General features: G+C 73.0%; 21 protein-coding genes. 7 read left to right on the top strand and 14 right to left on the bottom strand.

Features of this window, described 5'->3' with window-relative positions; genetic code table 11:
- The coding region (locus tag ACIRR9_RS04265) for an RICIN domain-containing protein (RefSeq protein ID WP_403747368.1) at positions 1-801 on the top strand (801 nt) is incomplete at its 5' end.
- 4 nt (positions 802-805) lie between these two features.
- On the opposite strand, the gene ACIRR9_RS04260 is transcribed toward ACIRR9_RS04265, so the two are convergent.
- The 3 genes from ACIRR9_RS04260 to ACIRR9_RS04250 form a co-directional block, all read right to left on the bottom strand.
- Positions 806-2,764 carry an ATP-binding protein gene (locus ACIRR9_RS04260; RefSeq protein ID WP_403747366.1) on the bottom strand — a complete coding sequence of 653 codons (1,959 nt, stop codon included), beginning with the start codon at positions 2,762-2,764 and terminating at the stop codon, positions 806-808.
- Positions 2,761-3,423 carry a DUF4255 domain-containing protein gene (locus ACIRR9_RS04255; RefSeq protein ID WP_403747363.1) on the bottom strand — a complete coding sequence of 221 codons (663 nt, stop codon included), beginning with the start codon at positions 3,421-3,423 and terminating at the stop codon, positions 2,761-2,763. The genes ACIRR9_RS04260 and ACIRR9_RS04255 overlap by 4 nt, the downstream gene beginning before the upstream one ends.
- A 112-nt stretch (positions 3,424-3,535) precedes the next feature.
- Positions 3,536-4,144: a response regulator transcription factor gene (locus tag ACIRR9_RS04250; protein ID WP_185149239.1), complete on the bottom strand. Its 609-nt coding sequence runs from the start codon at positions 4,142-4,144 to the stop codon at positions 3,536-3,538.
- Positions 4,145-4,642: 498 nt separating this feature from the next.
- Between ACIRR9_RS04250 and ACIRR9_RS04245 the strand changes: the two genes are divergently transcribed.
- Positions 4,643-7,378 carry a LuxR C-terminal-related transcriptional regulator gene (locus tag ACIRR9_RS04245; protein WP_403747360.1) on the top strand — a complete coding sequence of 912 codons (2,736 nt, stop codon included), beginning with the start codon at positions 4,643-4,645 and terminating at the stop codon, positions 7,376-7,378.
- A gap of 9 nt (positions 7,379-7,387) precedes the next feature.
- On the opposite strand, the gene ACIRR9_RS04240 is transcribed toward ACIRR9_RS04245, so the two are convergent.
- Positions 7,388-8,623 (bottom strand): amidohydrolase, encoded by a 1,236-nt coding sequence (locus ACIRR9_RS04240; protein ID WP_403747358.1) that lies wholly within the window; start codon positions 8,621-8,623, stop codon positions 7,388-7,390.
- 62 nt (positions 8,624-8,685) lie between these two features.
- Here ACIRR9_RS04240 and ACIRR9_RS04235 point away from each other — a divergent pair, with 62 nt between their 5' ends.
- Both ACIRR9_RS04235 and ACIRR9_RS04230 read left to right on the top strand, forming a co-directional pair.
- Positions 8,686-9,762, top strand: a complete 1,077-nt coding sequence (locus tag ACIRR9_RS04235) for an Lrp/AsnC family transcriptional regulator (protein WP_403747355.1) — start codon at positions 8,686-8,688, stop codon at positions 9,760-9,762.
- An 81-nt stretch (positions 9,763-9,843) separates the two neighbouring features.
- The gene (locus tag ACIRR9_RS04230) at positions 9,844-10,077 is read left to right on the top strand and encodes an antitoxin (RefSeq protein WP_403747352.1); all 234 of its coding nucleotides are present in this window, start codon (positions 9,844-9,846) and stop codon (positions 10,075-10,077) included.
- 2 nt (positions 10,078-10,079) lie between these two features.
- Here the strand turns inward: ACIRR9_RS04230 and ACIRR9_RS04225 are convergent, their stop codons facing one another.
- From ACIRR9_RS04225 to ACIRR9_RS04210, 4 genes are all read right to left on the bottom strand, one after another.
- Positions 10,080-11,018, bottom strand: a complete 939-nt coding sequence (locus tag ACIRR9_RS04225; protein WP_403747351.1) for an MIP/aquaporin family protein — start codon at positions 11,016-11,018, stop codon at positions 10,080-10,082.
- Positions 11,019-11,113: 95 nt separating this feature from the next.
- Positions 11,114-11,779 (bottom strand): SDR family NAD(P)-dependent oxidoreductase, encoded by a 666-nt coding sequence (locus tag ACIRR9_RS04220; RefSeq protein WP_403747348.1) that lies wholly within the window; start codon positions 11,777-11,779, stop codon positions 11,114-11,116.
- A 101-nt stretch (positions 11,780-11,880) separates the two neighbouring features.
- On the bottom strand, positions 11,881-12,522 hold the full coding sequence (locus ACIRR9_RS04215) for a DUF4328 domain-containing protein (protein WP_384565214.1): 642 nt from the start codon (positions 12,520-12,522) through the stop codon (positions 11,881-11,883).
- Between the two features lie 98 nt (positions 12,523-12,620).
- On the bottom strand, positions 12,621-13,289 hold the full coding sequence (locus ACIRR9_RS04210; RefSeq protein ID WP_403747346.1) for a hypothetical protein: 669 nt from the start codon (positions 13,287-13,289) through the stop codon (positions 12,621-12,623).
- Positions 13,290-13,426: 137 nt separating this feature from the next.
- Between ACIRR9_RS04210 and ACIRR9_RS04205 the strand changes: the two genes are divergently transcribed.
- Positions 13,427-14,356 (top strand): formylglycine-generating enzyme family protein, encoded by a 930-nt coding sequence (locus ACIRR9_RS04205; RefSeq protein ID WP_403747343.1) that lies wholly within the window; start codon positions 13,427-13,429, stop codon positions 14,354-14,356.
- A 16-nt stretch (positions 14,357-14,372) separates the two neighbouring features.
- On the opposite strand, the gene ACIRR9_RS04200 is transcribed toward ACIRR9_RS04205, so the two are convergent.
- Complete coding sequence (locus ACIRR9_RS04200) at positions 14,373-15,110, bottom strand: DUF4232 domain-containing protein (protein ID WP_403747340.1); 738 nt, start codon at positions 15,108-15,110, stop codon at positions 14,373-14,375.
- 160 nt (positions 15,111-15,270) lie between these two features.
- Entirely contained in the window at positions 15,271-15,990 is a 720-nt protein-coding gene (locus ACIRR9_RS04195) for a DUF6445 family protein (protein WP_403747338.1), read from the bottom strand.
- A gap of 211 nt (positions 15,991-16,201) precedes the next feature.
- On the opposite strand from ACIRR9_RS04195, the gene ACIRR9_RS04190 reads away from it, so the two are divergent.
- On the top strand, positions 16,202-16,993 hold the full coding sequence (locus tag ACIRR9_RS04190) for a DUF4142 domain-containing protein (RefSeq protein ID WP_403747335.1): 792 nt from the start codon (positions 16,202-16,204) through the stop codon (positions 16,991-16,993).
- Between the two features lie 25 nt (positions 16,994-17,018).
- On the opposite strand, the gene ACIRR9_RS04185 is transcribed toward ACIRR9_RS04190, so the two are convergent.
- Positions 17,019-18,665: a glycoside hydrolase family 13 protein gene (locus ACIRR9_RS04185; RefSeq protein ID WP_403747334.1), complete on the bottom strand. Its 1,647-nt coding sequence runs from the start codon at positions 18,663-18,665 to the stop codon at positions 17,019-17,021.
- 305 nt (positions 18,666-18,970) lie between these two features.
- Between ACIRR9_RS04185 and ACIRR9_RS04180 the strand changes: the two genes are divergently transcribed.
- Positions 18,971-19,927 carry an LAETG motif-containing sortase-dependent surface protein gene (locus ACIRR9_RS04180; RefSeq protein ID WP_403747332.1) on the top strand — a complete coding sequence of 319 codons (957 nt, stop codon included), beginning with the start codon at positions 18,971-18,973 and terminating at the stop codon, positions 19,925-19,927.
- A gap of 107 nt (positions 19,928-20,034) precedes the next feature.
- Here the strand turns inward: ACIRR9_RS04180 and ACIRR9_RS04175 are convergent, their stop codons facing one another.
- The 3 genes from ACIRR9_RS04175 to ACIRR9_RS04165 form a co-directional block, all read right to left on the bottom strand.
- Positions 20,035-21,018, bottom strand: a complete 984-nt coding sequence (locus ACIRR9_RS04175) for a nucleoside hydrolase (protein ID WP_403747330.1) — start codon at positions 21,016-21,018, stop codon at positions 20,035-20,037.
- 205 nt (positions 21,019-21,223) lie between these two features.
- Positions 21,224-22,441, bottom strand: a complete 1,218-nt coding sequence (gene thrS, locus ACIRR9_RS04170; RefSeq protein WP_403747329.1) for a threonine--tRNA ligase — start codon at positions 22,439-22,441, stop codon at positions 21,224-21,226.
- Between the two features lie 231 nt (positions 22,442-22,672).
- Entirely contained in the window at positions 22,673-23,020 is a 348-nt protein-coding gene (locus tag ACIRR9_RS04165) for an alpha/beta fold hydrolase (RefSeq protein WP_403747327.1), read from the bottom strand.
- Positions 23,021-23,134: the final 114 nt, after the last annotated feature.

The following is a 23,134-nucleotide window of genomic DNA, read 5'->3' as shown; positions in this document are numbered from 1 at the left end:
CAGCGCGGCTTCCTGCCCCGCTGGCTCGCCACCCTCTTCGGCACCCTGATGGCCCTCGCCATCACCTTCGCCCTGATCTGGATCTCCTACAAACCGCCGGTCAGAAGCCAGGCGAGGGAAATCCAGGAGGCGGGCGTGAGCTCCCTCGCGCCCAGCCCCTCGGCCAGTGCCCCGCTGGCCGCCGCACCGGCGCCCTCGCAGTCTCCGGTCGCGCAGCAACCGGAGAACGACGCCCCCGCCACACCGGACACCGGGTCGGGCGGCGGAGGCGGCCAGGCCCAGTCGTCGCCCAAGCCGAAGAAGACCGCGAAACCGGTCGTACCGGCCACGAACGTCCTGCTCCGCAATACGACGACGAAGAAGTGCGCGGACATCCCCGGCTACGGTGACGGCAGCAGCAACGGCCCGGTGCGGGAGTACACCTGCGACGAGACCACCGCCGACAACCAGCTGTGGAACCTCGAGGTGCGGTACGAGAAGGACGGCCCCGGCGGCGCGGCCCTCTTCCAGATCCGCAACGCCAAGGACCAGTTCTGCATGGACCTGCCCAACTACGGCTCGGCAGCGCTCTCCTCACCGATCACCGAGTACAAGTGCGACGGCACGAAGGCCGACAACCAGCTCTGGTGGATCGACAAGCAGCCCAGCGGCGCCTACTGGATCCGCAACTTCGCCAGCGACAACCTCTGCCTGGACGTGGCCGGCTACAGCACCGGCGGCAACGACACCAACCTGACCCTGTACACCTGCTCCGACTCCGACGACCAGGAATGGCAGATCATCCAGCCGTCGGGCGACTAGCCGGTCACCAGGTGCCCGGTACCAGGCGGCCTGCCTTGCGGTACTCGCGGCGGGCGCCTTCCAGGAGGTCCGTCGCGGTGACGTGCTGCCCGCGGCCGGCGGCCAGATACGCGGCCGTCACCACCGCGCTCCGGATGGAACCGCCCGCGAGTTCGAACTCGCCTGCCAGTGGCCGGAGTTCGATCGCCTCCTCGGTCGGCACATGGGCCAGCCCGTGCCGCCAGAGCGCGAGCCGCTGCTCCTCGTCCGGGAACGGGAAGTCGACCACCAGGTCGAGGCGGCGGGTGAAGGCCTCGTCGATGTTGGCGCGGAGGTTGGTGGTGAGCAGCGCGATGCCGTCGAAGGCCTCCAGGCGCTGCAGGAGGTAGGCCGACTCCAGGTTGGCGTACCGGTCGTGGGCGTCCTTGACCTCGGAGCGCTTGCCGAAGACCGCGTCGGCCTCGTCGAAGAGGAGCACGGCGTCGGTGCGGTCGGCCTCGGTGAAGATGCGTTCCAGGTTCTTCTCGGTCTCGCCGACGTACTTGTCGACGACGGACGACAGCTGGACCACGTACAGATCCAGCCCCAGCTCGGCGGCCACCACCTCCGCCGACAGGGTCTTTCCGGTGCCCGACTCGCCGGCGAACAGGCCCAGCACCCCGCGGCCCCGGCCGCCGCCCGCGCTCAGCCGCCAGTCGCCGAGGACGCGGTCGCGGTGGCGGGCCCGCAGGGCCAGTTCGCGCAGCTCGGTGAGCGGGCGCTCGGGGAGCACCAGGTCCCGCCAGTCGACGGCGGGCCGGATGCGGCGGGCGTGCTGTTCGAGGCCGGAGGCCGACTGCTGACGGGCGGCCAGTCGCAGATGGGCGGCGGTCAGCGGGGTTCCGTCGAAGGCCGCGAGGTCCTGCGCCGCCCGGGCGGCCCGGGCGAGACGGTCGCCGCCGAGGTGGTACGGGGCGACGGTGGCCGCGAGGTCGAAGCCCGGGTCGTCGGGCAGGACGGCCGCCCAGGCGTCCGGGGCGGCGGCGCGGCGGGAGGGGACGTCCAGGACGAGGGGGTCGCGGTGGTCGCACCAGTCGGGGTCGTACGGGCGGGAGGTCGCGACCAGCATCGTGACATCGGTGGCCGCTGCGCTCAACGCCGATACCAGGGGCCCGGGTCGCCCGGTGTCGACGACCACCGCGCGCCCGCTCAGCCGGGCCTCCCGCAGCACCTCCGGGACCCGCTCCTCGGGTCCGGTGAAGTGCCAGGCCGGCTGGCCCGCCAGTCGCATCGCGGCGGCCGCGCAGCCGAGCCCCTCGCCCTCCCGGCGCTCCCGCAGACACGCGAAGAGCGGCCCGGCGGCGATCCGGGCGGCCAGCCGGCCCACGAACTCCTCGTCGACGACTTCGCCGCCGTCGTACGACAGCGGGCGCAGGTTTCCCATCAGCGCCGCGTCCGGGGTGTCGTCGCCGAGGAGGTGGGCCAGGACCCGGTCCGGCACCCGCAACGAGCGGCTGAGGAAGGGGCGTTCGGGCTCCTCGACGGTGAGCAGGCCGAGCGCGGTGAGCGGGGCGGTGGGGTGGAAGCGGGCGCGGGCCGCGGCGAGGTGGACGGGGAGGCCGTACAGGTCGAGGGCGAGGCCGACGGTGGCGCGGCGGCGGCCGACGTCGTCGTTGAGGTAGCCGTAGAGAGGCTCGAAGGTGCGGTCGAGGTCCGGGGCGAGGGCGATGAGGAGGACCGTGGTGTCGAGGGGGGTGAGGGCGAGACGGACGGCGAGGTCGGTGAGACGGTCGGGGAAGTCCTCGGCCAGGGCGGGGAGTTCGTCCGGTGCCGGCTGCGGGCTCAGGAGGTGCCGTACCGCCTCTTCGGAGAGGTAGAGGCCGCGCAGCGGGTCGGTGGCCGTGGGGTCGCCGGTGGCGCGGTGCTCGGCCAGGGCGGCGACCCGGCCGCGCAGGGCGGACAGCCGGGCCAGGAGCGGGGCGGCCGGTTCCAGGGAGAGGGTCACGCCCGGGGACCCCGGGCGGCCGCCTTGGCCTGAGCGACCTGGCCGGGCCGGTGGGCGCGTTCCTCCAGCACCGGGGCGGTGTCGTCGAGTCCGTCGCGTACCCGGACGGCGGCACCCTCGGTGACGGGCGGACCGGCGTCGTACTCCGGGTAGGCCGGGAAGGGCGCCGTGACCACCACGTCCAGGGAGGGCTTGAGCTCACCGCCGAGCGCCGACCAGATCTCGGCGAGGGAGCGGGCCTCGGTCTGGATACCGGCCACCGAGAGGGGGACCGTCAGCCCCAACGCGCCCAGCGAGCCCGGCAGTTCGGAGGGATGGATCAGCTCTCTCGGGATCAGGGTCGCCAGCACGGCGCTGATCAGCCGGTGTTCGTCCTCCGGCCGCTTGGTCCACGACGTCACCAGGTACGACAGCCGGAACCACCGGGGCGGCTGGCGGCGCTTGACGACGACGTCCCGCTCGTCGCGGATGTCGATGTGCCCGCGCTGGCGCCGTTTCACGTCCTCACGGATGTCGTACAGATAGCTGTTGATCACGGGGCCGTTGCGGCGGGCCGCCCAGTCGCGGGTCGGGGCGTCGAAGGAGATGTCGATGCCGGAGCCGGCCAGCGCACCGCCGGTCAGCAGGTTCCGCAGCACCTGGTCCACTTCGTGGATCACGCCGTACTCCCCATTCCTTGCCCGTCCTCATCCTGCCGCCCGCCGCGCCCGCCCCGCAGGAACGGCCGGGCAGACCGCGCTGCCCCGCGGCCGGTGCCCGCTGCCCGTCCGGTCAGATGTAGCCTTCCCGCAGGGCATGGGCCACGGCGTGGGCCCGGTTGCGCAGATGCAGCCGGGTGGTCAGCCCGTGCATGACGTTCTTGACGGTGCGCTCGGAGTAGGACAGCTTGCTGGCGATCTCACCGGTGTCGAGCCCCTCGGCCACCAGTCGCAGGACGTCCACCTCACGGGCGGACAGTCCGGAGGCCGGGGCGCCCGGACGCCCGGCGGCGTTACGGTGCAGGGTGCCGACCTGGTCGATGAGCCGGCCGAGCAGATCGGCGGGCAGGTCCCCGTCGCCTCGCGCGGCCGCCAACACGGCCTGGACCAGGCGGTGTTCGGTGGCCTCCTGGCGCCATACGATGGCCCCGACCCCGCACTCGATCACATCGAGCAACTCGGTCTCGCGCAGCGTCCCGACCACGAGCACGGCCTGTGCGCCCTCGCTGCGCACCACCCGGCGCAGCCGGGTCAGCTCCGGCTCGTCGAGACTGTCGCTGATGAGCAGCGCCACCGTGCCGGGCCCGGTCTCGGACTCCTCGCGCAACTCGATCTCCGGGTGCCGCCGCAGCTGGCTGAGCGCGCCCTCCCGGGAGATCGGGTCCGGTGCGTACACGGTCACTGGCGTGCGCCCGACCGACGCGAATGAGCTGTGGCTGACCAACCGCTTCCCCTATGTACACGTGCCCGTCACCCCTGAGGGAACGGTGACGGGCGGGATGACCCCAGCCTGCCGGGGCCGAAGGGGCAGGACAATCGTGGAGCACCACGAGATGGACCACGAGATATGGGTTCAGGGGGCCTTGGGGTCGTGTGTTCGCCGCGGGTGTGTTGTGGCTGGTCGCGCAGTTCCCCGCGCCCCCAAGAAGGTGGGTGCACTGGTCGCGCCCGAAGGGGCGCGGGGCTGTATCGATGTGCGGCTCCGCCGCGTGGGCGCGAACAACCCCCACCGGCCCGCGGCGAACACACAGCCTCGGGCACCCCTCCCAAATCCACAGCCCCGTATCAAATGTGCCACCCATGCAACAAACGACCGCCCCACCCTCACCACCTCACAACCTCTCCCGCCCCCACCCGCTCTAACCCCCCGAACCCACCAGCGCACCGCGAGGAGCCAGGAATGACCCAGCCGTCCCCTGAACTCGCCGACGCCACAGCCCTGTTGGCGGCGGAAGCCGAGCGCGTGCGAACCGGCGGCGGTCGGCTCGTGCTGCTCCGGGGCGCCACCGGAACCGGCCGTACCACCGTCCTGGAAGCCGCTGCCGAGCAGGCTGCCGCCCTCGGTCTGAAGACCCTCCGCGCCCGCTGCTCCCCCGCCGACACCGCCATCTCCTTCTCGACGGTGCTCCAACTCCTCGGCCCGGTACCGGAGTTCGCGGACCTCGCGGTGGACGGCGACGAGCGGGCCACCGCCGCCGGACTCTGGCGGGTGCTGCGCGCCTACGCCGCGGCCTCCCCCCTCCTCGTCGCCGTGGACGACGTCCACCTCGCCGACGCGCCCTCGCAGCGCTGGCTCGTGGAGTCCGCCCGCCACATAGACCGCTTACCGATCCTGCTCGTGATCGGCGAGCGCAGCCAGTACGACCTCGATCCGCCCACCCCCGGCTTCGCGCACACCCTGCCCCCGGCCCTGGTCCGCACCCACACCCTCGCCCCCCTCACCCCCGAGGCCGCGGCGGGCCGGGTGCGCCGCGCCTTCCCCACCGCGGACCGGCCCTGGATCGACGCCTGTGTCGGGGCCGCCGCCGGCAGCCCGCTGCTGCTGCGCGCCCTCCTCGACGACCTGGACGAGACCCGGCACCCCACCGTGCCCACCAGCACGGCCGCGCTGTACCCGGGCTCGTACCCGGCCGCCGTGCAGTGGTGGCTGGACAGCGCGGGCCCGGCCACCACCGAGGTCGCCCGCGCCCTCGCCGTACTCGACGAGGGCACCGGCACCGGCCTGCTGCCCGAGCACGACATCACCCCCCTCCTCGCCGAACTCGCCGGCGCCGACCCCACCCGGGTGGCCGGCTGGCTCACCGCCATGACCAACCTCGGCCTGCTCACCCCGGGTCCCGACGGCCACCCCCATTACCCGCACCCCCTGCTGCGCGACGCGGTCCTCACCGGTGTCCCCGCGTCCCGCCGCCGCGCCGTGCACCGGGCGATCGCGGAGGCCATGCTGCGTCAGGACGCCCCCGCCGAGGCGGTGGCCCGCCAGTTACTCGCGTCCGGCCCGGTGGCCGCCGCCTGGGCACCGCCCCTGCTGAAGGACGCGGCCACACTCGCCCTCTGCGACGACCGCAGCGAGGACGCGGTCGCCTATCTGCGGCGCGCCCTGGAGGAACCCCTCTCCGACGACCACCGGCAGCGGCTGCTGACCGAGCTGGGCTCACTGGAGTTCGCGGCACCCCGTTCCTCCGCCGCGATCCCGCGCCTCGCCGAGGCGGTCCGGCTGCCCGCGGCCCCGCAGGACCGGGTGCGCGCGGTCGTCGCCCTCGGCACCGCGCTGACCGGCCGGGGCCGCACCCGCAAGGCCGTCGAGGTGCTGCACTCCGTGGACGGCGAACTGGACGGCCACCCCGACCTGGTGCGCACCCTGCACACCGCCTCGGTCCTCCTCTCCGACCAGGACCAGGAGGTACGCCAGGAGGTCTACCGCCGGCTGTCCGAGACCGCCGACCGTTCCCCGGAGCAGGTCGGCACGGCCGGCCAGGCGCTGCTCGTACGGCATGCCGCCTCCGCGGGCCTCACCTCGGCCCGGGACGCCATGCGGCAGCTGCGCACCCTGCTCGCCGAACCCGCCGACCCGCTCACCGAGCCGTTCCTCGTCGGTACGGCGGCCGCCGTCGCCCAGTGGGCGGACGAACTCGACGAGGCCGACCGGCTGGTGGACCGGGGCCTGGCCGGGCAGCGCCCCGATCTGCTGCACCCCATGCGCGAGGCGCTGCTCAACAGCCGTACGGACATCGCGGCGGCCCGCGCCGACTACGCGCACCTGACCGGCTTCCCCGAGTCGGTCGCGCCCGGCAACACCCATGCGCACACCCTGATCGCCCTGGTGGAGACGGGCCGTACCGCTCGGGCCGAGAGCCTGGTCGCCGGGATCGACCTGCGGGTGGCGCAGGACTCCTGGGAGCTGAACCGGTTCCTGTACGCGCGGGGCGTGGTGCGGGCCGCGGCCGGTGATCCGGCGGGGGCGCTGTACGACTTCCTGGAGTGCGGCCGCCGCCAGTCCGCCCGTGAGGTGGTCAGCCCGGTGGTCACCCCCTGGCGTACGGCCGCCGCCGAGTGCCGGCTGGCCCTCGGCCGCCCGCTGGAGGCCATCGCCCTGGCCGAGGAGGAGCTGCGGCTGGCCCGGATCTGGGGCACTCCGCGCACGGTGGGCCGGGCCCTGCGCGTCCTCGGCACGGCGACCGGCGGCCACCGCGGCCTGGACCTCACCGAGGAGGCCGTACGGCTGCTGCGGGACGCCCCGGCCGCCGGTACCGAACCGGCGGAGGCCCTGCTCGCGCTGGGCCGCCGGCTGACCGCCGCCGGTGAGGCCGCCCGCGCCCGTGACTGTCTGCGGGAGGCCGCGGAGCACGCCGAACGGCTGGGCGCCGTACGGCTGGTGGAGCTGGCCGAGCAGGTGTTGCGGCAGGGCGGCGCCCGCTCTGCCAGACGCCGTACCGGCGCCGCGTCCCTCACCGGCAGCGAGCGCCGGATAGCCGAGCTCGCCGCCGAGGGCCGTACCAACGTGGAGATCGCGGCCCTGCTCCATCTGGCCCGCCGCACCGTGGAGACCCATCTCACCCACACGTACAAGAAGCTGGGCATCCGCCGGCGGACCGATCTGCGCCCCGCCCTGGACCGGGGCGTCCCGCTCCCGTAGGGGCCGCGGTCAGGGGGCCAGCCAGTGGCCCGCCGTCGCCAGCAGGGCCCGTATGCCCGTCTCCAGCGTCGGCTCCGGGGTGGGCGCGAAGCGCGGGGAGTGGTTGGAGGGGATCTGCGGCGGGATGCCGTCGCGGACCAGGGCCTCCAGGTCGACGCCCTCGTACAGCTTCCAGTCGGCGCCGCCGACGAACCAGAAGACCGAGGGCACCCCCAGGGCGGTGCCGAAGGCGCCGAAGTCCTCGCTGTTGGGGACCGGTGAGGTCAACTCGAAGGTGAGGCCGGGGAATTCACCGGCCAGCGCGGCCTGCACGGCCTCGGTCGCCGCCGGGTCGTTGTGGGTGACCGGGAACGAGTCGATGGGGACGATCTCCGGCTCCCTCGGCGCGGCGGAGGCGGCGGCCTCGGCCCGGACGATCCGCTCGATCGCCGCCAGCACCCGCTCCCGTACCGCCTCGGTGGTGGACCGCACGTTGAGTTTCAGCTCGACGCTGTCCGGGATGATGTTCTCCTTCGTCCCGCCGTGGATCGAGCCGACCGTGACGACGGCCTGCTGGTTCGCGCCCACCTCCCGGGAGACGACGGTCTGCAGCCGCAGCACCACGGCGGCGGCCAGCACCACCGGGTCGACGGTCGCCTCCGGCGTGGACCCGTGCCCGCCCCGCCCGAACAACGTGACCCGCAGGCTGTCCGCGCCCGCCATCAGCGCCCCCGCCCGGGTCCCGACCAACCCCGCCGGGGCGGCCGCCACATGCTGGGCCAGGCACACGTCCGGCCGCGGGAACCGCTCGGCGAACCCGTCCGCGAGCACCTTCGGCGCCCCGCCGACCTCCTCGCCGGGCTGGAACACGGCCACCACGGTCCCCCGCCAGCCGTCCCGCACGGCGGCCAGCTGCCCGGTCGCCCCCAGCAGCCACGCCACATGCATGTCGTGCCCGCAGGCGTGCATCACCCCGTCGTTCTCCGAGGCGTAGGGCAGCCCGGTCTCCTCCGTGACCGGCAGCGCGTCCATGTCGGCCCGCAGCAGTACGACGGGTCCGTCGCCGTTGGCCAGCACCCCGACCACCCCGGTGCCGCCGACGCCCTCGCTGACCTCCCAGCCCTGCTCCCGCAGCCGGCCCGCGACGACGGACGCGGTCCGCTCCTCCTCGAAGGACAGCTCCGGATGCGCGTGCAGGTCCTCGTAGAGCGCCCGCAACTCGGGAAGCTGTGCGCTCAGGCCGGTGAGGAGGGGGCTGGTGCTCATGACGTGGTCTCCCGGGGTGTGTGCGTTGCGTGGCTGCCGAGTCAAGGATCAGGATCGACCTCGTGACCGAACTTCGCGCGCAAACGCAGGAAAGCGACGCCAGCGGATCCCCGCTGCCGGAATCCCGCGCCTTCTCCGAGCTGGATCTGGCCCTCGTCGACGCCCTCCAGACCGCCCCGCGCGCCCCCTGGACCCGGATCGGGCGGGCCCTGGGCGTGGACGCGACCACCGTGGCCCGCCGCTGGGAACGCCTGCGGGACTCCGGCCTGGCCTGGATCACCGGCTACGACGCGGCCCGCACCGCCACCGTCGGCTACGTCGAGGTGCGCTGCCGCCCCCGCTCGGCCGCCGCGGTGAGCGCGGCCGTGGCCCGGCTGCCATGGGTGTTCAGCGTCGAGGAGACGGACGGCGCCCACGACCTGTTCCTCAGCGTCGTCGCCACCGACCTGCCCACGCTCGGCCGGTCGGTCCGCGAGGCGATCGGGGCGCTGCCGGGCGTCCGGGCCGTCCGCACCCGCCTCGGCATCACACAGTACGGCGAGGGCAGCGACTGGCGCACCCGGGCCCTGGAACCGGCCGACCGGGCCGCACTCGGGGAACGCGGCCGGCACGGCCGTACCACCGAATACAGCACGCACATGTACGACCGCCCCGCGTCCGAGGACCAGGCGCTGCTCGCGGCGCTCGCCGAGGACGGCCGGCTCGGCTGGACCGAACTGGCCGCGCGGACCGGCGTCGGCGAGCACGCGGCCCGCCGCCGGCTCGGCCGGATGCTCCGCGAGGGCGCGGTGACCATCCGCTGCGACCTGGCCCGCCCGCTGGCCGGGCTGTCCGCCGCGCTGGTCTACCGCGCCCGTGTCCCGCACGGTGAACTGGAGCGCACGGGCGCCGCACTGGCCCGGCTGGAACAGGTCCGGCTGTGCGCCTCGGTGAGCGGACCGCACAACCTGCTGCTGGGCGTGTGGCTGCCCGGCCTGGCGGCGGTGGCGGTGTTCGAGTCCCATCTCGCGGACCGTTTCCCGGCGCTGGAGATCGGGGACCGGGCGGTGGTGCTCGACTCACCGAAGCGGATGGGCCGGTTGCTGGACCAACGGGGCCGCGCGATCGGCCGGATCCCGTTCGGGCTCCCCGGTGCCTGAGCCGGTCGCCCCATTCGCGCCCCGCCGGGTGCCCCGGGCGCCGTCTTGCCGGAGACCGCTCCCGTTGGCGACGATTCCGGCATGTTCGATGGAATCGACGGACTGAGGAATCTGGCGGCGAAGGCGAAGGACAAGGCCGAGGACATCGCCCAGGAACACGGCGACGTCCTCGACAGCGGCCTGGAGAAGGCCGGTGACCTGATCGACGAGCGGACCGACGGCACGTACACCGACCAGATCGACACGGGGGTCACGAAGGCTCAGCAGCTGGTGGAGCGCCTGGGCAGGCAGGCGGAGCCGCCGAAGGAGACCTGACGTCAGACCTCGTCCGTCGTGGGCCGGGTCTGCCCCGGCTCCGGCAGCTCGCCCAACCGGAGCCGGGCGTACAGGACGTCGCCGATGAACAGGTCGTAGACCAGCACCCCGATCACCGCGCCGATCAGCGGACCGACGATCGGGATCCAGAAGTAGTTGCTGAACCACGCCCCGTCCCCCGGGAACGCGAGGCTCTGCCACCCGGCGAACCAGGTGAACAGCCGCGGTCCGAAGTCGCGGGCGGGGTTGATGGCATAGCCCGCGTTCGCGCCGTAGGACATGCCGATCGCGGCGACGACGAGGCCGATGACGAACGGCCCCATGTTGGAACCCACGGCCGTGTTGCGCAGGTCGATGACCGCGACGACGAACATGACGAGGAAGGCCGTGCCGACGATCTGGTCGATCAGCGGCCCCCAGTTCCCGCCGTGGAAGTACGGCGCCGGGAACGTGGCGAAGATCGAGAAGGTCGCCTCGGTGTGCCCGCCCACCTTCGGCGGTTTCGACGCGGCGTCGAACGCGTTGATCGCGTCGTGGTAGACGAGATAGACCAGCGCCGCCCCGGCTAGGGCACCGAGCACCTGGGACAGCCAGTAGGGCAGCACCTTCACCCAGGGGAACTTGCGGCGCACGGCGAACGCCAGCGTCACCGCCGGGTTCAGATGGGCGCCGCTGACCCCACCGGCCACATAGATGCCGAAGGTCACGGCCAGGGCCCAGCCCCAGGTGATCAGGAGCCAGTCACCGGCGGCGAGGAAGATCGTCGTGGGCGTCGCCGAGCGCCCGGAACCGGGCAGCGCCGCCACGGCCATCGCCACGACACCGCAGCCGAACGAGATGAGGACGAAGGTCCCGAGAAATTCTGCCAGGCACTCGCCGAGCAGGCCTCCGCGCCTTCTGAGCTTGGAGGGCTTGAGGAGAGGAGTGATTTCCACAGCCATCGCTGGCCCCCTTTGAGGAGCAATCAGGCCGAACACCATTTTGGCCCAGACATGATGTTCGCGCAGGGCGGCCCGAGCGAGGCCGCTGCGAGTGGTCAGCTCTCCAGATCGTCGGCATAATGCCGGAACCCGTGCCGGTCCCGGTGCATCCCCCACAGGGTGTCGGCGAGCACGGCGGGATCCTTGCGGGCGTGCCCGGCGACGATCGCCCCCGGAATGACCAGCTGGGCCACGTGGATCCCCTCCCCGGCGAGCCGGTCGTGCAGCAGATGCCCGTACGCGCTCTCGGCGGCGAAGGCGATGGAGGTCCCGGCCCGGTCCGGATGCGGAATGACGGCGGTACCGCCGTTGACGAACAAGATGGTCCCCCGTCCCAGCTCCCGCATCCCCGGCAGCACCTGCTGCACGGCGGCGACGGGCCCGTACACGGAGAACTCGACAGGGCCCAGCAGGTCCGCGTAACCGGTCTCCAGCACGGGCCGCATGAAGTCCCGGTGCGGTACCGGGCTGTACTGGAGCACCTCGACGGTGCCGAGCTCCTCGGCCGCCCGCGCCAGGGCGGCGACGAGGGCCAGCGGGTCCCGTACGTCGGCCGAGAACCCACGGGCGCGGACGCCCTCCCCGGCCAGCTCGTCGACGAGGGCGCCGAGCCGCTCCCCGTCCCGTGCGAGGAGCGCGACGCCGTATCCCTCCCGCCCGAACCGCCGGGCGACGGCGGCCCCCAGCCCTGGCCCGGCCCCCACGATGGCGATGGTGCTCACGGCGTGACTCCTGACGGCTGAGGCGGCGGGGTTGCACCTAGGTCCGTACCGCGCCGCCCCGGAGTTCACACGTGTGCGCCGGCCTCCGCGCGGGCGGGACCCTAGCCCGCCCGTTCCACCTGCACACGCGTGACGGCCCGTACGACCGTCGCGCCCGCGACGGCCGCCCCGACGAGCGCGAGGTCGGACAGCACGAGCGGCCAGACGTTGTCGTAGGCGCGGGCGATGAGTTCGTCGGTGGAGTCGCTGTAGACGAGCCCGGCCCCGCTCAGGAGACCGACCAGCCAGAGCCCCCACCACACGTTGACGGCCCGGGGCAGCCGCCGCTCCGGCGCGCTGTCCCGGTACACGTCGGCGACGATCCCCCGCGGGATCCAGAGGTTCGCGATGGGGATGACCCACCCGAGGAGCACCCAGAACCCGTTGTAGCGGGGTGCCTGCCCGGAAATGACCCGTGCGTTGCCGCGCACGCGCCCCAGCCACACCAGGAAGGCGATGACGCACACGGCGGTGACCACGCCCCCGGCGGAGCTGACGAGGTGGTACCCGTTCTCCAGCGAGGTCAACGCCCGGTGCCGCCCGTCTCCCTGGTCCGGCGGCCCGCCCGCGGGCTCCCCGGCCCCGGCCAGCCGCAGCTCCCACCCGGCCCGCACGGCCCAGGCGGCACCGGCGAGCAGCAACGCGGAGGAGGCGACGGCACCGGCCGCCCGGACAGGGCTCAAGGCGACTATGTCTTCACTCACGGGACGATCCTGACCCACCGACCACACCAAGATCCAGGGCTGTTACGGGCCTGGGACAGCGCGCCCCCTCATCGGTTCGGCCGGTCCCGGTCCTCGGGTCAGTCCTCCGGGGGCTGAGCCTCCATCAGGCGTTCCGCGATGTCGTCCGCCCAGGTCTGGGCCCAGTGGCGGAGCCCGGTGACCGCCTGCTCGTCGAGGCCGTACGCGGCGAACTCCCTGTCGTCGATCCACTCCGTACCCGTCAGACGGGACTGCAGGTCGGTGAGGTCGAAGGTGTCGCGGGCGTGGCGGCGGCCCAGGTCCTCCAGGTCGGGGAGGGTCCAGCGGTCCGCCGCCGCGTGGACGATCAGGAGGTCGCGGGGCAGACCGCGGTCGGTCAGGGTCCAGACCCTCATGCCGACCACGTCTTCCAGGGCGAGGGTCAGGCCGAGTTCGGTCCGGACCGGCGGGTGCCACAGGGCTTCCTTGAGGATGTCGACCTCGCCCTCGTCGCCCGAGACCGCGTCGGTGACGACGAGTTGGGCCGACAGGGGGTCCGTCTCCCCTGTGCCGACGCGCCAGCCGTGTTCGCGCAGACCCGTCGCGACCCTTTCGGCGACCATCCGCATGGGCGCCGCGTGCTGTGTGGCCACGTCCAGGGTCGGGCCGGGGCGGTCGAACAGGCCGTGGGCCTGGGCCGCGTAGTCGCCGGCCAGGGCCAGGGGGTAGGCGGCGCCTGCCGAGAGCAGGTCGGGCAGCAGGCGGCGGTGCAACTCGGTCAGGTTCACGTGGCGGCCGGGGTCCCGTGCGGGAGTCCGGAGGCCGTGGGGGGTGCCATGGGGCGATTATCGCCGGTCGGGGGAGCAGTGCGGGCGGAGATCACCTGCGTTCACGCCGTCACAGGTGGCTGCGGCAGACTCCGCCCATGGAGTCCGCCCGTCCGCCGTCCGCCTGCTGCGCGCCCGCCGCCCCCGCGGATCACTCGATACGGCCTCTCCCCGCCCCCGCCGACATCCCGGAGACCACCGGTATGGTCGCCCTCCCCGGCGGTGAGTTCCTGATGGGCGCCGAGGACGCCGACGGCTTCCCGGCGGACGGCGAGGGGCCGGTCCGGGCCGTGCGGGTGTCGCCGTTCCTCGTCGACGCCTGCGCCGTGCGCAACGACGAGTACGCCGCGTTCGTCGCCGGTACCGGGTACGTCACCGACGCCGAGCGCCTTGGCTGGTCGTACGTCTTCGCCGGGTTCCTGCCCGCCGCGCTGCGCCGGGATGCGCCGCGGCCGCCGGAGACGCCCTGGTGGTGTGCGGTCGCGGGAGCCGCCTGGAACCGGCCGGCCGGGCCCGGCAGCGATCTCGACGGGCTCGGGGACCATCCCGTCGTCCACGTCTCCTGGTACGACGCCGCCGCCTACGCCTCCTGGGCCGGCAAGCGGCTGCCCACCGAGGCGGAGTGGGAGTACGCGGCCCGGGGCGGTCTGGAGCAGGCCCGTTACCCGTGGGGGGACGAGCTGGAGCCGGACGGGGAGTACCGGTGCAACATCTGGCGCGGCACCTTCCCCACCCGCAACACCGCCGCCGACGGCTACCGGGGCACCGCCCCCGTCGACGCCTTCGCGCCCAACGGGTACGGCCTGTACAACACGTCCGGCAACGTGTGGGAGTGGTGCGCCGACCGGTGGAGGACTGAGCACGGCACGGATGCCGGCCCCGCCGGCCCCGCCCGCGTCATCCGCGGCGGCTCCCACCTCTGCCACGTCTCCTACTGCAACCGCTACCGGGTCGCCGCCCGTACCGCCAACACCCCCGACAGCTCGACCGGCCACACCGGCTTCCGCTGCGTGCGCGACGCGGGGTGAACCGAGGGGCCCGTGGTCACTCACCGACGGGGCCGATGAACGTGCCCGGGTGGGTGGCGCCGTCCTGGAGCAGCACGGCACCGCCGTGCCAGGACAGGTCGAACGACGTGCGCTGGTTCGGCGCGGTGACGACGACCGTGGTCGGGGTGAACGTGGTGGAGTCGCCCTGCGCCGGCACCAGGAAGGTGATCGCGAAGTTGGTGGAGGCACCGTTCGCCAGGGTGACCCGCTTCGGGGTGGCGTTCGTGCGCTGCAGCGACCACTTCTGACCGCTGTTGACCAGGTCGACGCCCGGGAAGCCGTACATCGTGCAGGAGTGGCCGCTCTTGTTGGTGAACGCCACGACCGCGTGCTTCTGCTGGCCGGTGCCGCTGCCCGGGTCGGCCCAGGAGTAGCCGAGCTGGGAGGCCTGGCAGGAGGGCACCGAGGTGCCGGCGGCGGAACCGCCGGAGGAGGAGCCACCGGAGGTCGAGCCGGCGGAGCCCGACGTGCCCGAGTTCCCGCTTCCGCTGCCCCCGCCGCTGCCCGAGCCGCTGGCGCCGTTCGGCGTGGCGTCGGAGCCACCGGTGGAGCCGGTCGCCGAACCGCCGCCCGTGGAGTCGCCGGCGGCCGGCGCGGCCGCGCCGTTGTCGGTCTTGACGGAGCCGGTCGCGGTGCCGTTGCACGCGGTGAGCAGGGCCATCAGGGCGGCGGCACCGGTCAGGGCGGCGGCGGCCTTGCGGACGTTCCTGCGGCGGTTGCGAAGGTTCGACATGGGGTCCCCCAGTGGCGGTGATCTCCCCGGCTCTCTGCCGGACACCCCTTCCGATGCGGCCTCTGGAGAGGAAGTTCGGAGATCACCGTCACGGGCCTGTCGGGGTCGTGTCACGCCCGCTGTTACAGAACCCGGGACGTGGCCGACGTGCCCCGGCCGGTCACGCCATCCAGAAGAACACCGCCGTCATCCGCTTCTCCTCCAGCGTCTTCCCGGCGTAACCGGTCGCGCTGTGCACCAGGTTGGCGTTGTAGAGGAGCAGCCGGTTGTACTTGTGCGGGACCCGCACGTCCTCCTCGAAGTGGTCGGCCGGGACGAACCGCGTCCCCAGCGCCTCGACGAGGTTGTTGTGCGGGGCCTGGACGATGTTGCCGCCGAGCCGGCCGCCGGGAAGCGACTGGCGGTAGAACGCGGTGCCGCAGTCCTTGGCGACGCCGGGGTTGAGATACAGCACCGCCGCGTACCGGCACAGCGCCCGTGAGTCGGTGTGCGGGCGCGGCTCGCTCTCGCCCTCGCCGACGACCTGCACGCAGTTGTGGTTGAGGGTGCCGCCGCCGGGCGCCCGCTGCACCCACAGTTCCTTAGCGCCGGTCGCCTGCTTCACCAGCCCTTCCACGACGGCCAGTTCGTCGGGTTCGAGGCCGGGCATGGTGCGCAGTCCGGGCCAGGTCTCCGAGGTGTACGGATATCCCTGGACCCAGTCGTCCTTGGCCAGGCAGCGTTCCCGTACGGCGTCCACGTCCGGCAGGACGTCGTCGAAGACCCAGTAGTCACGGCCCTTGGAGGGCTTGCGGTAGGGCAGCACGGGGAGCGCGGCGGGACCCCGGGGAGCCGCTCCGTTGGGCAGGCGGGGACGTCGGGGCGAGGAGTGTGGGGGCATGCGGCGAAGCCTGCCCCCAACTTTGTCATGGCCACACAGACCAGGGGAAATCATCACCGTCCCCTGGAGAAGACATGGGCAGGTGGCGGGTCCCGCCGAGGAAGGCCTCACAAGTTCTTTGCCAAACCAAAAGGTTTCGAACGCATCCCTGTCCGTATTTCCCTGCGTCCGACCCGCAGTGCGCGGGACCCCGACCGGGCCGGAGGCACCGATGCCCTTTTCGCGTAACGCGACAGGCACTCTCTTCGTGGGAGGAGCCCTGAGCGTGACCCTCGCGGCACTCGCCTACCCGAGCATGCTGGGCGTCACCACCACGTCCAGCGCCACCACCAGAGTCATCGCCAACACCCAGTGGGGTCCACTCACCGAGGGCGACCGTGACTTCGTGGTGAAGGTGCGCGCGGCCGGGCTCTGGGAGTACCCCGTGGGCCAGCTCGGCCTGAAGAAGGGCACGTCCCCGGCGGTCATCACCGCGAGCAAGCACCTGATCGACGGCCACGCGGCGCTGGACGCCAGCTGCCGCAAGATCAGTCAGATGCTCAACATCGCCATCCCGAACCTGGCCTCCCCGCAGCAGCAGGGGTTCGTCAACACGCTGACCGCCGACAGCGGGAAGAAGTTCGACACCGACTTCGCCAACATCCTGCGCGTGACGCACGGTTCGATCTTCAACACCATCGCGAAGATCCGGTCCACCACCACGAACACCCTGGTGCGCACCCTCGCCGACCAGGCCAACGCCACGGTCCTCGACCACATCACGGTGATGGAGCAGACCGGCCTGGTCGACTTCCCCTCGGTCCTCTTCCAGGAGACGACCGCGCCGAAGCTGCCCGCCAACGACCTGACTCCGCCGCCGCCGGACCCGGGCCAGCCGCAGGTCGTGCTGACCCCGCCGGTCAACAGCACGACCAGCCCGCCGGCGCTGCCGGGGGAGCCGGGCTTCACGGGCAGCGGTGCCGGTGTCGGCAACGGCGGGACCCCCAGCCCCACCGCCGGCTGACACCGGCCGGCCGCACCAGGCCGCGTCAGGCGCCCAGCCACACCGTGGTGTCGGGCGGGAGCGTGCCGTCATGCGGCAACGGCACGCTCACCAGCAGCACTTCGCCCGGCGGCAGCGGCACCGGCGCGTGCGACACGTTCGTGACGCACCGCCAGCCCTCCGACCGGGCGAAGTGCAGCACCCCCTCGGGCGCCTCGGCCCAGGTCAGCGTCTCGCCGTCGAGGAGCTTGCGGCGCAGCCGCAGCGCGGTGCGGTAGAGCTCCAGGGTGGAGCCCTCCCGGCCGGCCTGCGTCTCGACGGCGTACGACGCGAACCACCCGGGCTGCGGCAGCCAGGCACCGCCGGCCCCGAAGCCGTACGACGGACCGTCCGCCGTCCACGGCAGCGGCACCCGGCAGCCGTCGCGGCCCTTGCGGACATGGCCCGTCTGCTCCCAGACCGGGTCCTGGAGGACCTGGACGGGCAGGTCGGCGACCTCGGGCAGACCGAGTTCCTCCCCCTGGTAGAGGTACGACGATCCGGGCAGCGCCAGCATCAGGAGCGTGGCGGCGCGGGCGCGGCGCAGGCCCTGGGCGGCGTCGACCTCCGGCGTACGGCCGCCGGACAGCAGCCAGGCGTTGTCGTCCGAGCCCGCCGGCAGCATCAGCCGAGAGGCGTGCCGTACGACGTCGTGGTTGGAGAGCACCCAGGTCGCGGAGGCGCCGGCCGTGCGGGCGGTGGCGAGGGAGCGGGTGATGGCCTCCCGGAGTGCCGCCGCGTCCCAGGAGGTCTGGAGATACTCGAAGTTGAAGGCCTGGCCGAGTTCGTCCGGGCGGGCGTACAGGGCGCGGCGGGCGTCCGGGACCCAGGCCTCGGCGACGGCCGTGCGCGGCGGGCTGTAGCCGTCGAAGATCTTGCGCCAGTCCCGGTAGATCTCGTGCACCTCGTCGCGGTCCCAGTACGGGTGGGTGCCCGGCGCCACCCGCTCCAGCGCCTCCTCGCCGGTCGCTCCCAACTCCGCCACGTCCCGCAGCGGTTCGGCGAGGTCCTTCACCAGGGCGTGGGCCACGTCGATCCGGAAGCCGTCGACGCCCCGGTCGGACCAGAAGCGCAGGGTGGTGCGGAAGTCGGCGCGGACGTCGTCGTGCTCCCAGTTCAGGTCGGGCTGCTCGGGGGCGAAGAGATGCAGGTACCACTCGCCGTCCGGGACCCGGCGCCAGGCGCTGCCGCCGAACACCGACTGCCAGTCGGAGGGCGGGAGTTCACCCTGCGTGCCGCGCCCCGGCCGGAAGACGTACCGCTCCCGCGCGGCGGAGCCGGGGCCGGCCCGCAGGGCCTCCTGGAACCAGGGGTGCAGGTGCGAGGTGTGGTTCGGGACGATGTCGACGATCACCTTCAGGCCCAGCCGGTGCGCCTCGGCGGCCATCGCGTCGAAGTCGTCCAGGGTGCCCAGGCGCGGGTCGACGTCACGGTAGTCGGCGACGTCGTAGCCGCCGTCGGCGAGTTCGGACGGGTAGAAGGGGCTGAGCCACAGGGCGTCCACGCCGAGCGCGGCCAGATGGGACAGCCGCTCGGTGATGCCCCTGAGGTCACCGAGCCCGTCGCCGTCCGCGTCGGCGAAGCTGCGCGGATACACCTGGTAGATCACGGCCTGACGCCACCAGTCGGGGTTCCTGGACGAGAGGTCGACCACGCGCGTTCCTTTCGGACGGGGAAACTCGGACGGGGAAACACCGACAACAAGCCTGTCCATATTGCCGCGAAAGCGAACCTTCACACCGCCCGGAGCGGATCCTTCCCTGTGTGAGGGAGTTGTGATGACTCCCGAACGAACCCTGCATCAGGGCAGGTTGACAGGGTTCGGCGAGGCAAACCACCATGGGCCGCACACCGTGGCGCATGTGACCAATGGGCCCGGTGTTTCTCTGCTTCCGGCTGCCTTGCCGCTGCTCATGACCAGCATCGATCCATATCGATGAGCATCACGATGGGATATCCATGTCCATAGCCAGACATGTCACCGCGCGCCGCCTGCTGGGGACGGGCGTCGCGTCGTTCGCCCTGTGTGCCGTCTCCGTCGCCGGGGCGTCCGGCGCCTGGGCGCACGGCGGTGCCCCCGGCGGTGACGGCTGGAAGTCCGGCGGCCACTACAGCCCCGGCACCGGTGCCGGCACGGAGACCGGCACGGACAAGTGCCAGTTCTCGATCGACGGCTCGAACTTCTTCGACTCGGTGAAGGTCGACGACCAGAACCTGAAGGTCACCGACGACGGCAAGGTCCACCTCAAGGTCCGCGCCGCCGGTGACGCCGCGAGCTGCACCGCCTCGCTCGCCTCCTACATCGCCCACGGCCCCACCTTCGCCACCTCGGGCCAGCAGGTCTTCGTCGACTTCGACTCGGTGACGGTCAAGCAGGGCCAGACCGACTCCCTCGACATCGCGGTCCCGGACGCCGGCTGCTTCGCGCAGATCGACCTCTACCGCGGCGCCGTCAAGTTCGACGGGAACAAGGACGCCAACGACGGTTTCGAGCACGGTGACCTGCCGGCCGGCCCGGACCACACGGTCATCAAGGACAAGCTGATCGCGTCCTGGAACGGCGGTACGAAGGACTGCTCGAAGACCGAGTCGTCCTCGCCGTCCCCCTCGGCCTCCGCCTCGGAGTCCTCCCCGGCCCAGCCGTCCACCCCGGCCACGGAGACCACGACCCCGGCGCCCTCGGAGAGCTCGGCGACCGGGACGGCCACCGCGTCCCCGTCCCCGTCCGCGTCCGAGTCGGAGTCGACGCCCACCCCGGCGTCGCTCCCGAGCACCGACTCCGGCAGCGGCGGCGACCTCGCCCACACCGGCGCCAGCTCCAGCACGGGCTACCTCGCCGGCGGCGCGGCGGTGCTGCTGGCCGGCGGTGCGGCGATCGTCGTCGCGACCCGTCGTCGTAAGGCGTCCCGCGCCTGATCCCCTCGGATACGCGTACGCCCCAGCCGCCACGGACGGCTGGGGCGTACGTATGGGTGGGTCCAGGTGACCTGCCAAAGCGGGCGTCGCCTTGTCGCCAGCCGGTCCTACCGCCGCTCGACGGTGTCGAGATACAGCTTCACGTAGCGCGCCACGTCCACGTCCAGGCCCACGTCCACCATGGCCTGTTCGCGGTGATCGCCGTGGATCTCGGCCTCGCCGGGGCGGGCGCGCCGGTCGACGATCGTCTGGCCGCGGGTCGGCCCCGGGGCCAGCGACACCTCGACGGGCAGCAGCCGGGTGGTCAGACCCTCCGGATCGGCGACGGCGCAGACCGCGCCCGCGTCACCGAGACCGCCGTCCGAGTCCGCACCGTCCGAATCGCCACCGTCCGGATCCGGGGCGGCGGGCCGGTGCGCGAGCAGTTCGCCGGCGAGCCTGGCGCCCGGTTCCGCGCTCGCGCGCAGCCGTCGTACCTGCGCACCCGGCACCACGACCCGCTGGAAGACGTCCAGGCCGTACATGGTGATCGGCACCCCTGCGGTGAGCAGTACCGCGGCGGCCTCGGGGTCGTGCCAGACGTTGAACTCGGCGACCGGGGTGGCGTTCCCGGTCGCGACGGCGCCGCCCATGAACACGATCCGCTCGATGTTCCGCGTCACCTCCGGGTGGGTGCGCAGCAGCAGGGCGATGTTGGTGAGCGGCGCGGTGGGGATGAGGGTGACCGGGCGGGGCGCGGCGAGGATCTCGCGGCGCAGCAGGGTGACGGCGTCGACGTCTACAGGGCGCCGGGCCGCCGGCACGGGCAGACCCAGGTCGCCCATCCCGTCCGCACCGTGCACATGCCGGGCCGACCGCGCCGCCTCGATCAACGGCCGCTCCGCACCCCGGGCGACGGGAACGTCCCCGGCGCCGGCCTGCTCCAGCACGGTCAGGGTGTTGCGGACCACCCCGTCGACGTCGGTGTTCCCGGCGACACAGGTGACGGCCCGCAGATCGAGCCCCGGGTGCCGTACGGCGAAGAGCAGGGCGAGAGCGTCGTCGACACCGGTGTCACAGTCGATGATCACGGGGATGGGCTGACCGGTCACGTGGAGCTCCTTCCGTCAGCCCGACCCTACGTCGCCGACGGAACCTTTCAGCGGGCGGCCCGGCCGAGCACCGTCCGCAGGTGACGGCACCCGCGGGTACCACCACCCGTCACTCGGTCCACAGGTCAGTCGGTCCACAGGTCAGTCGGTCCACGGGGCAGTCGGTGCACCCGTCACTCGGTCCACCCGTGCCTTGGTCCACCCGTCAGTCGGTCCACAGGGTGGTCCCCCGGCCCGCCACCCGCTCCCCGATCCGCCGCACCAGCTCCGCCTCCGGCAACGCGCCGGGCCGCCGCCCGTCCCGCAGCCGTACGGCCACGACCCCCGCCTCGGCCTCCCGCGCACCGATCACCGCCTGGTACGGCACGAGCCGCCCGGCGCGCACCCGTGCCCCGAGACTCCCCTCCTCGGGCCCGGCGACCTCGGCCCGCAGCCCGCCCGCGACCGCCGCCGCGACCAGCGCCTCCGCCTCCGCCAGCTGCTCCTCCCCGACCGGCAGGACGAGCAGTTGCACCGGCGCCAGCCAGGCCGGAAACGCCCCGCCGTGCACCTCGACGAGATGCGCGACGGCCCGCTCGACACTCCCTACGATGCTCCGGTGCACCATCACCGGCCGGTGCTTACGGCCGTCCGCCCCGACGTACCGCAACCCGAACCGCTCCGGCTGGTGGAAGTCGATCTGCACGGTGGACAGGGTCGACTCCCGCCCCGCCGGGTCCGCGATCTGCACATCGATCTTCGGCCCGTAGAACGCGGCCTCGCCCTCGGCCTCCTCGTAGGCCACCCCCGCCCCGTCCAGCACCTCCCGCAGCAGCACGGTGGCCCGCCGCCACAACTCCGGGTCGGCGACGTACTTCCCGCCCTCGCCGGGCAGCGACAGCCGATGCCGTACGGCGCTGATCCCGAGGTCGGCATAGGCGCGGCCGATCAGCTCCAGTGCCGCGCGGGCCTCTTCGACGGCCTGGTCCAGGGTGCAGAAGACATGCGCGTCGTTGAGCTGGATGGCCCGGACCCGGGTGAGACCGCCCAGCACACCGGACAGCTCGGACCGGTACATGGCCCCCAACTCAGCGATCCGCAAGGGCAGTTCACGGTAACTCCGGGCACGGGACCGGTAGATCAGCGCGTGATGCGGACACAGGCTGGGCCGCAGCACCACCTCCTCCGCCCCCACCCGCATCGCCGGGTACATGTCCTCGCTGTAGTGCGCCCAGTGCCCGGAGAGCTCGTACAGCTCACGCTTGCCGAGCACGGGCGAGTACACGTGCCGGTACCCGGCGCGGCGCTCCGCGTCCCGGACGTACTCCTCCAGGGTGTGCCGTACGACCGCCCCGTCGGGCAGCCAGTACGGCAGGCCGGCGCCCATCAGCGGGTCGGTGTCGAACAGGCCGAGTTCACGGCCGAGTCGGCGGTGGTCGTGCATGGCGGGTCTCCTCCCTCAGGAGGGCGAACGACCCGCGACACGACGAAGCCCCGGGGCGCTCGCCCCGGGGCTTCGGACTGATCAGGTGTCAGCGCGCCGGGACGTACTCCGGCGTCGTCGTGCGGAACGGACACGGCAGGGCGCGCTTCATACCGCCGACGCTAGCAACGGCCACGACGGGACACGAACGGTTTTCAGGGCCGTTCGCCGAGACGGCTTCCGTGCTGTGCGCTACGGGAAGGGGTGCGGGGGCAGTTCCGCGATGAAGTGGTCCAGGAGCGCCGTGAGTTCGTCCGGTGTCTCCTCCTGGAGCGCGTGTCCGGCGCCCTGGACGGTCTGGACGGCGCCGCGCCACAGCGTGGGGGCCTGGAGTTTCTGGAGGTAGCCCGGGTTGACCAGCTGTTCGTCCGCGCCCTGGAGGATGGCCAGCGGCTTGTCGAGACCGCGGACGATCTCCACCTCGTCGGCGTTCGGCCCGGCCAGGCCGGCGCCCAGGTCGCTGCGGGCGGTGCCGTCCGTGGCCAGGATGTCGGCGGACGGTGGCGTAGCCGGGCACCGAGTACACGCAGATCCGCGCATCGGGGACGGCCCGTACGGGCGGCCGCCAGCCGACCGGCCCCAGGTGATCCCATTCCGCCCGGGGACTCACCCGGACGGACCCGAGCGGTGGTAGGCGGGCGCCGGCGGTGATGG

It is taken from the genome of Streptomyces sp. NPDC101234 (genome assembly GCF_044767525.1).
GTDB lineage: Bacteria > Actinomycetota > Actinomycetes > Streptomycetales > Streptomycetaceae > Streptomyces > Streptomyces sasae.
The sequence above is the reverse complement of the archived record's forward strand: the minus strand, read 5'-3'. Positions and strand labels throughout refer to the sequence as shown.

Coding starts and splice junctions, on each gene's coding strand:
- ACIRR9_RS04195 (WP_403747338.1), bottom strand. CDS start 15,990: ATGCCCCCACACTCCTCGCCCCGACGTCCCCGCCTGCCCAACGGAGCG.
- ACIRR9_RS04190 (WP_403747335.1), top strand. CDS start 16,202: ATGCCCTTTTCGCGTAACGCGACAGGCACTCTCTTCGTGGGAGGAGCC.
- ACIRR9_RS04240 (WP_403747358.1), bottom strand. CDS start 8,623: ATGAGCACCAGCCCCCTCCTCACCGGCCTGAGCGCACAGCTTCCCGAG.
- ACIRR9_RS04230 (WP_403747352.1), top strand. CDS start 9,844: ATGTTCGATGGAATCGACGGACTGAGGAATCTGGCGGCGAAGGCGAAG.
- ACIRR9_RS04180 (WP_403747332.1), top strand. CDS start 18,971: ATGTCCATAGCCAGACATGTCACCGCGCGCCGCCTGCTGGGGACGGGC.
- ACIRR9_RS04205 (WP_403747343.1), top strand. CDS start 13,427: ATGGAGTCCGCCCGTCCGCCGTCCGCCTGCTGCGCGCCCGCCGCCCCC.
- thrS (WP_403747329.1), bottom strand. CDS start 22,441: ATGCACGACCACCGCCGACTCGGCCGTGAACTCGGCCTGTTCGACACC.
- ACIRR9_RS04225 (WP_403747351.1), bottom strand. CDS start 11,018: ATGGCTGTGGAAATCACTCCTCTCCTCAAGCCCTCCAAGCTCAGAAGG.
- ACIRR9_RS04200 (WP_403747340.1), bottom strand. CDS start 15,110: ATGTCGAACCTTCGCAACCGCCGCAGGAACGTCCGCAAGGCCGCCGCC.
- ACIRR9_RS04245 (WP_403747360.1), top strand. CDS start 4,643: ATGACCCAGCCGTCCCCTGAACTCGCCGACGCCACAGCCCTGTTGGCG.
- ACIRR9_RS04165 (WP_403747327.1), bottom strand. CDS start 23,020: ATGCGCGGATCTGCGTGTACTCGGTGCCCGGCTACGCCACCGTCCGCC.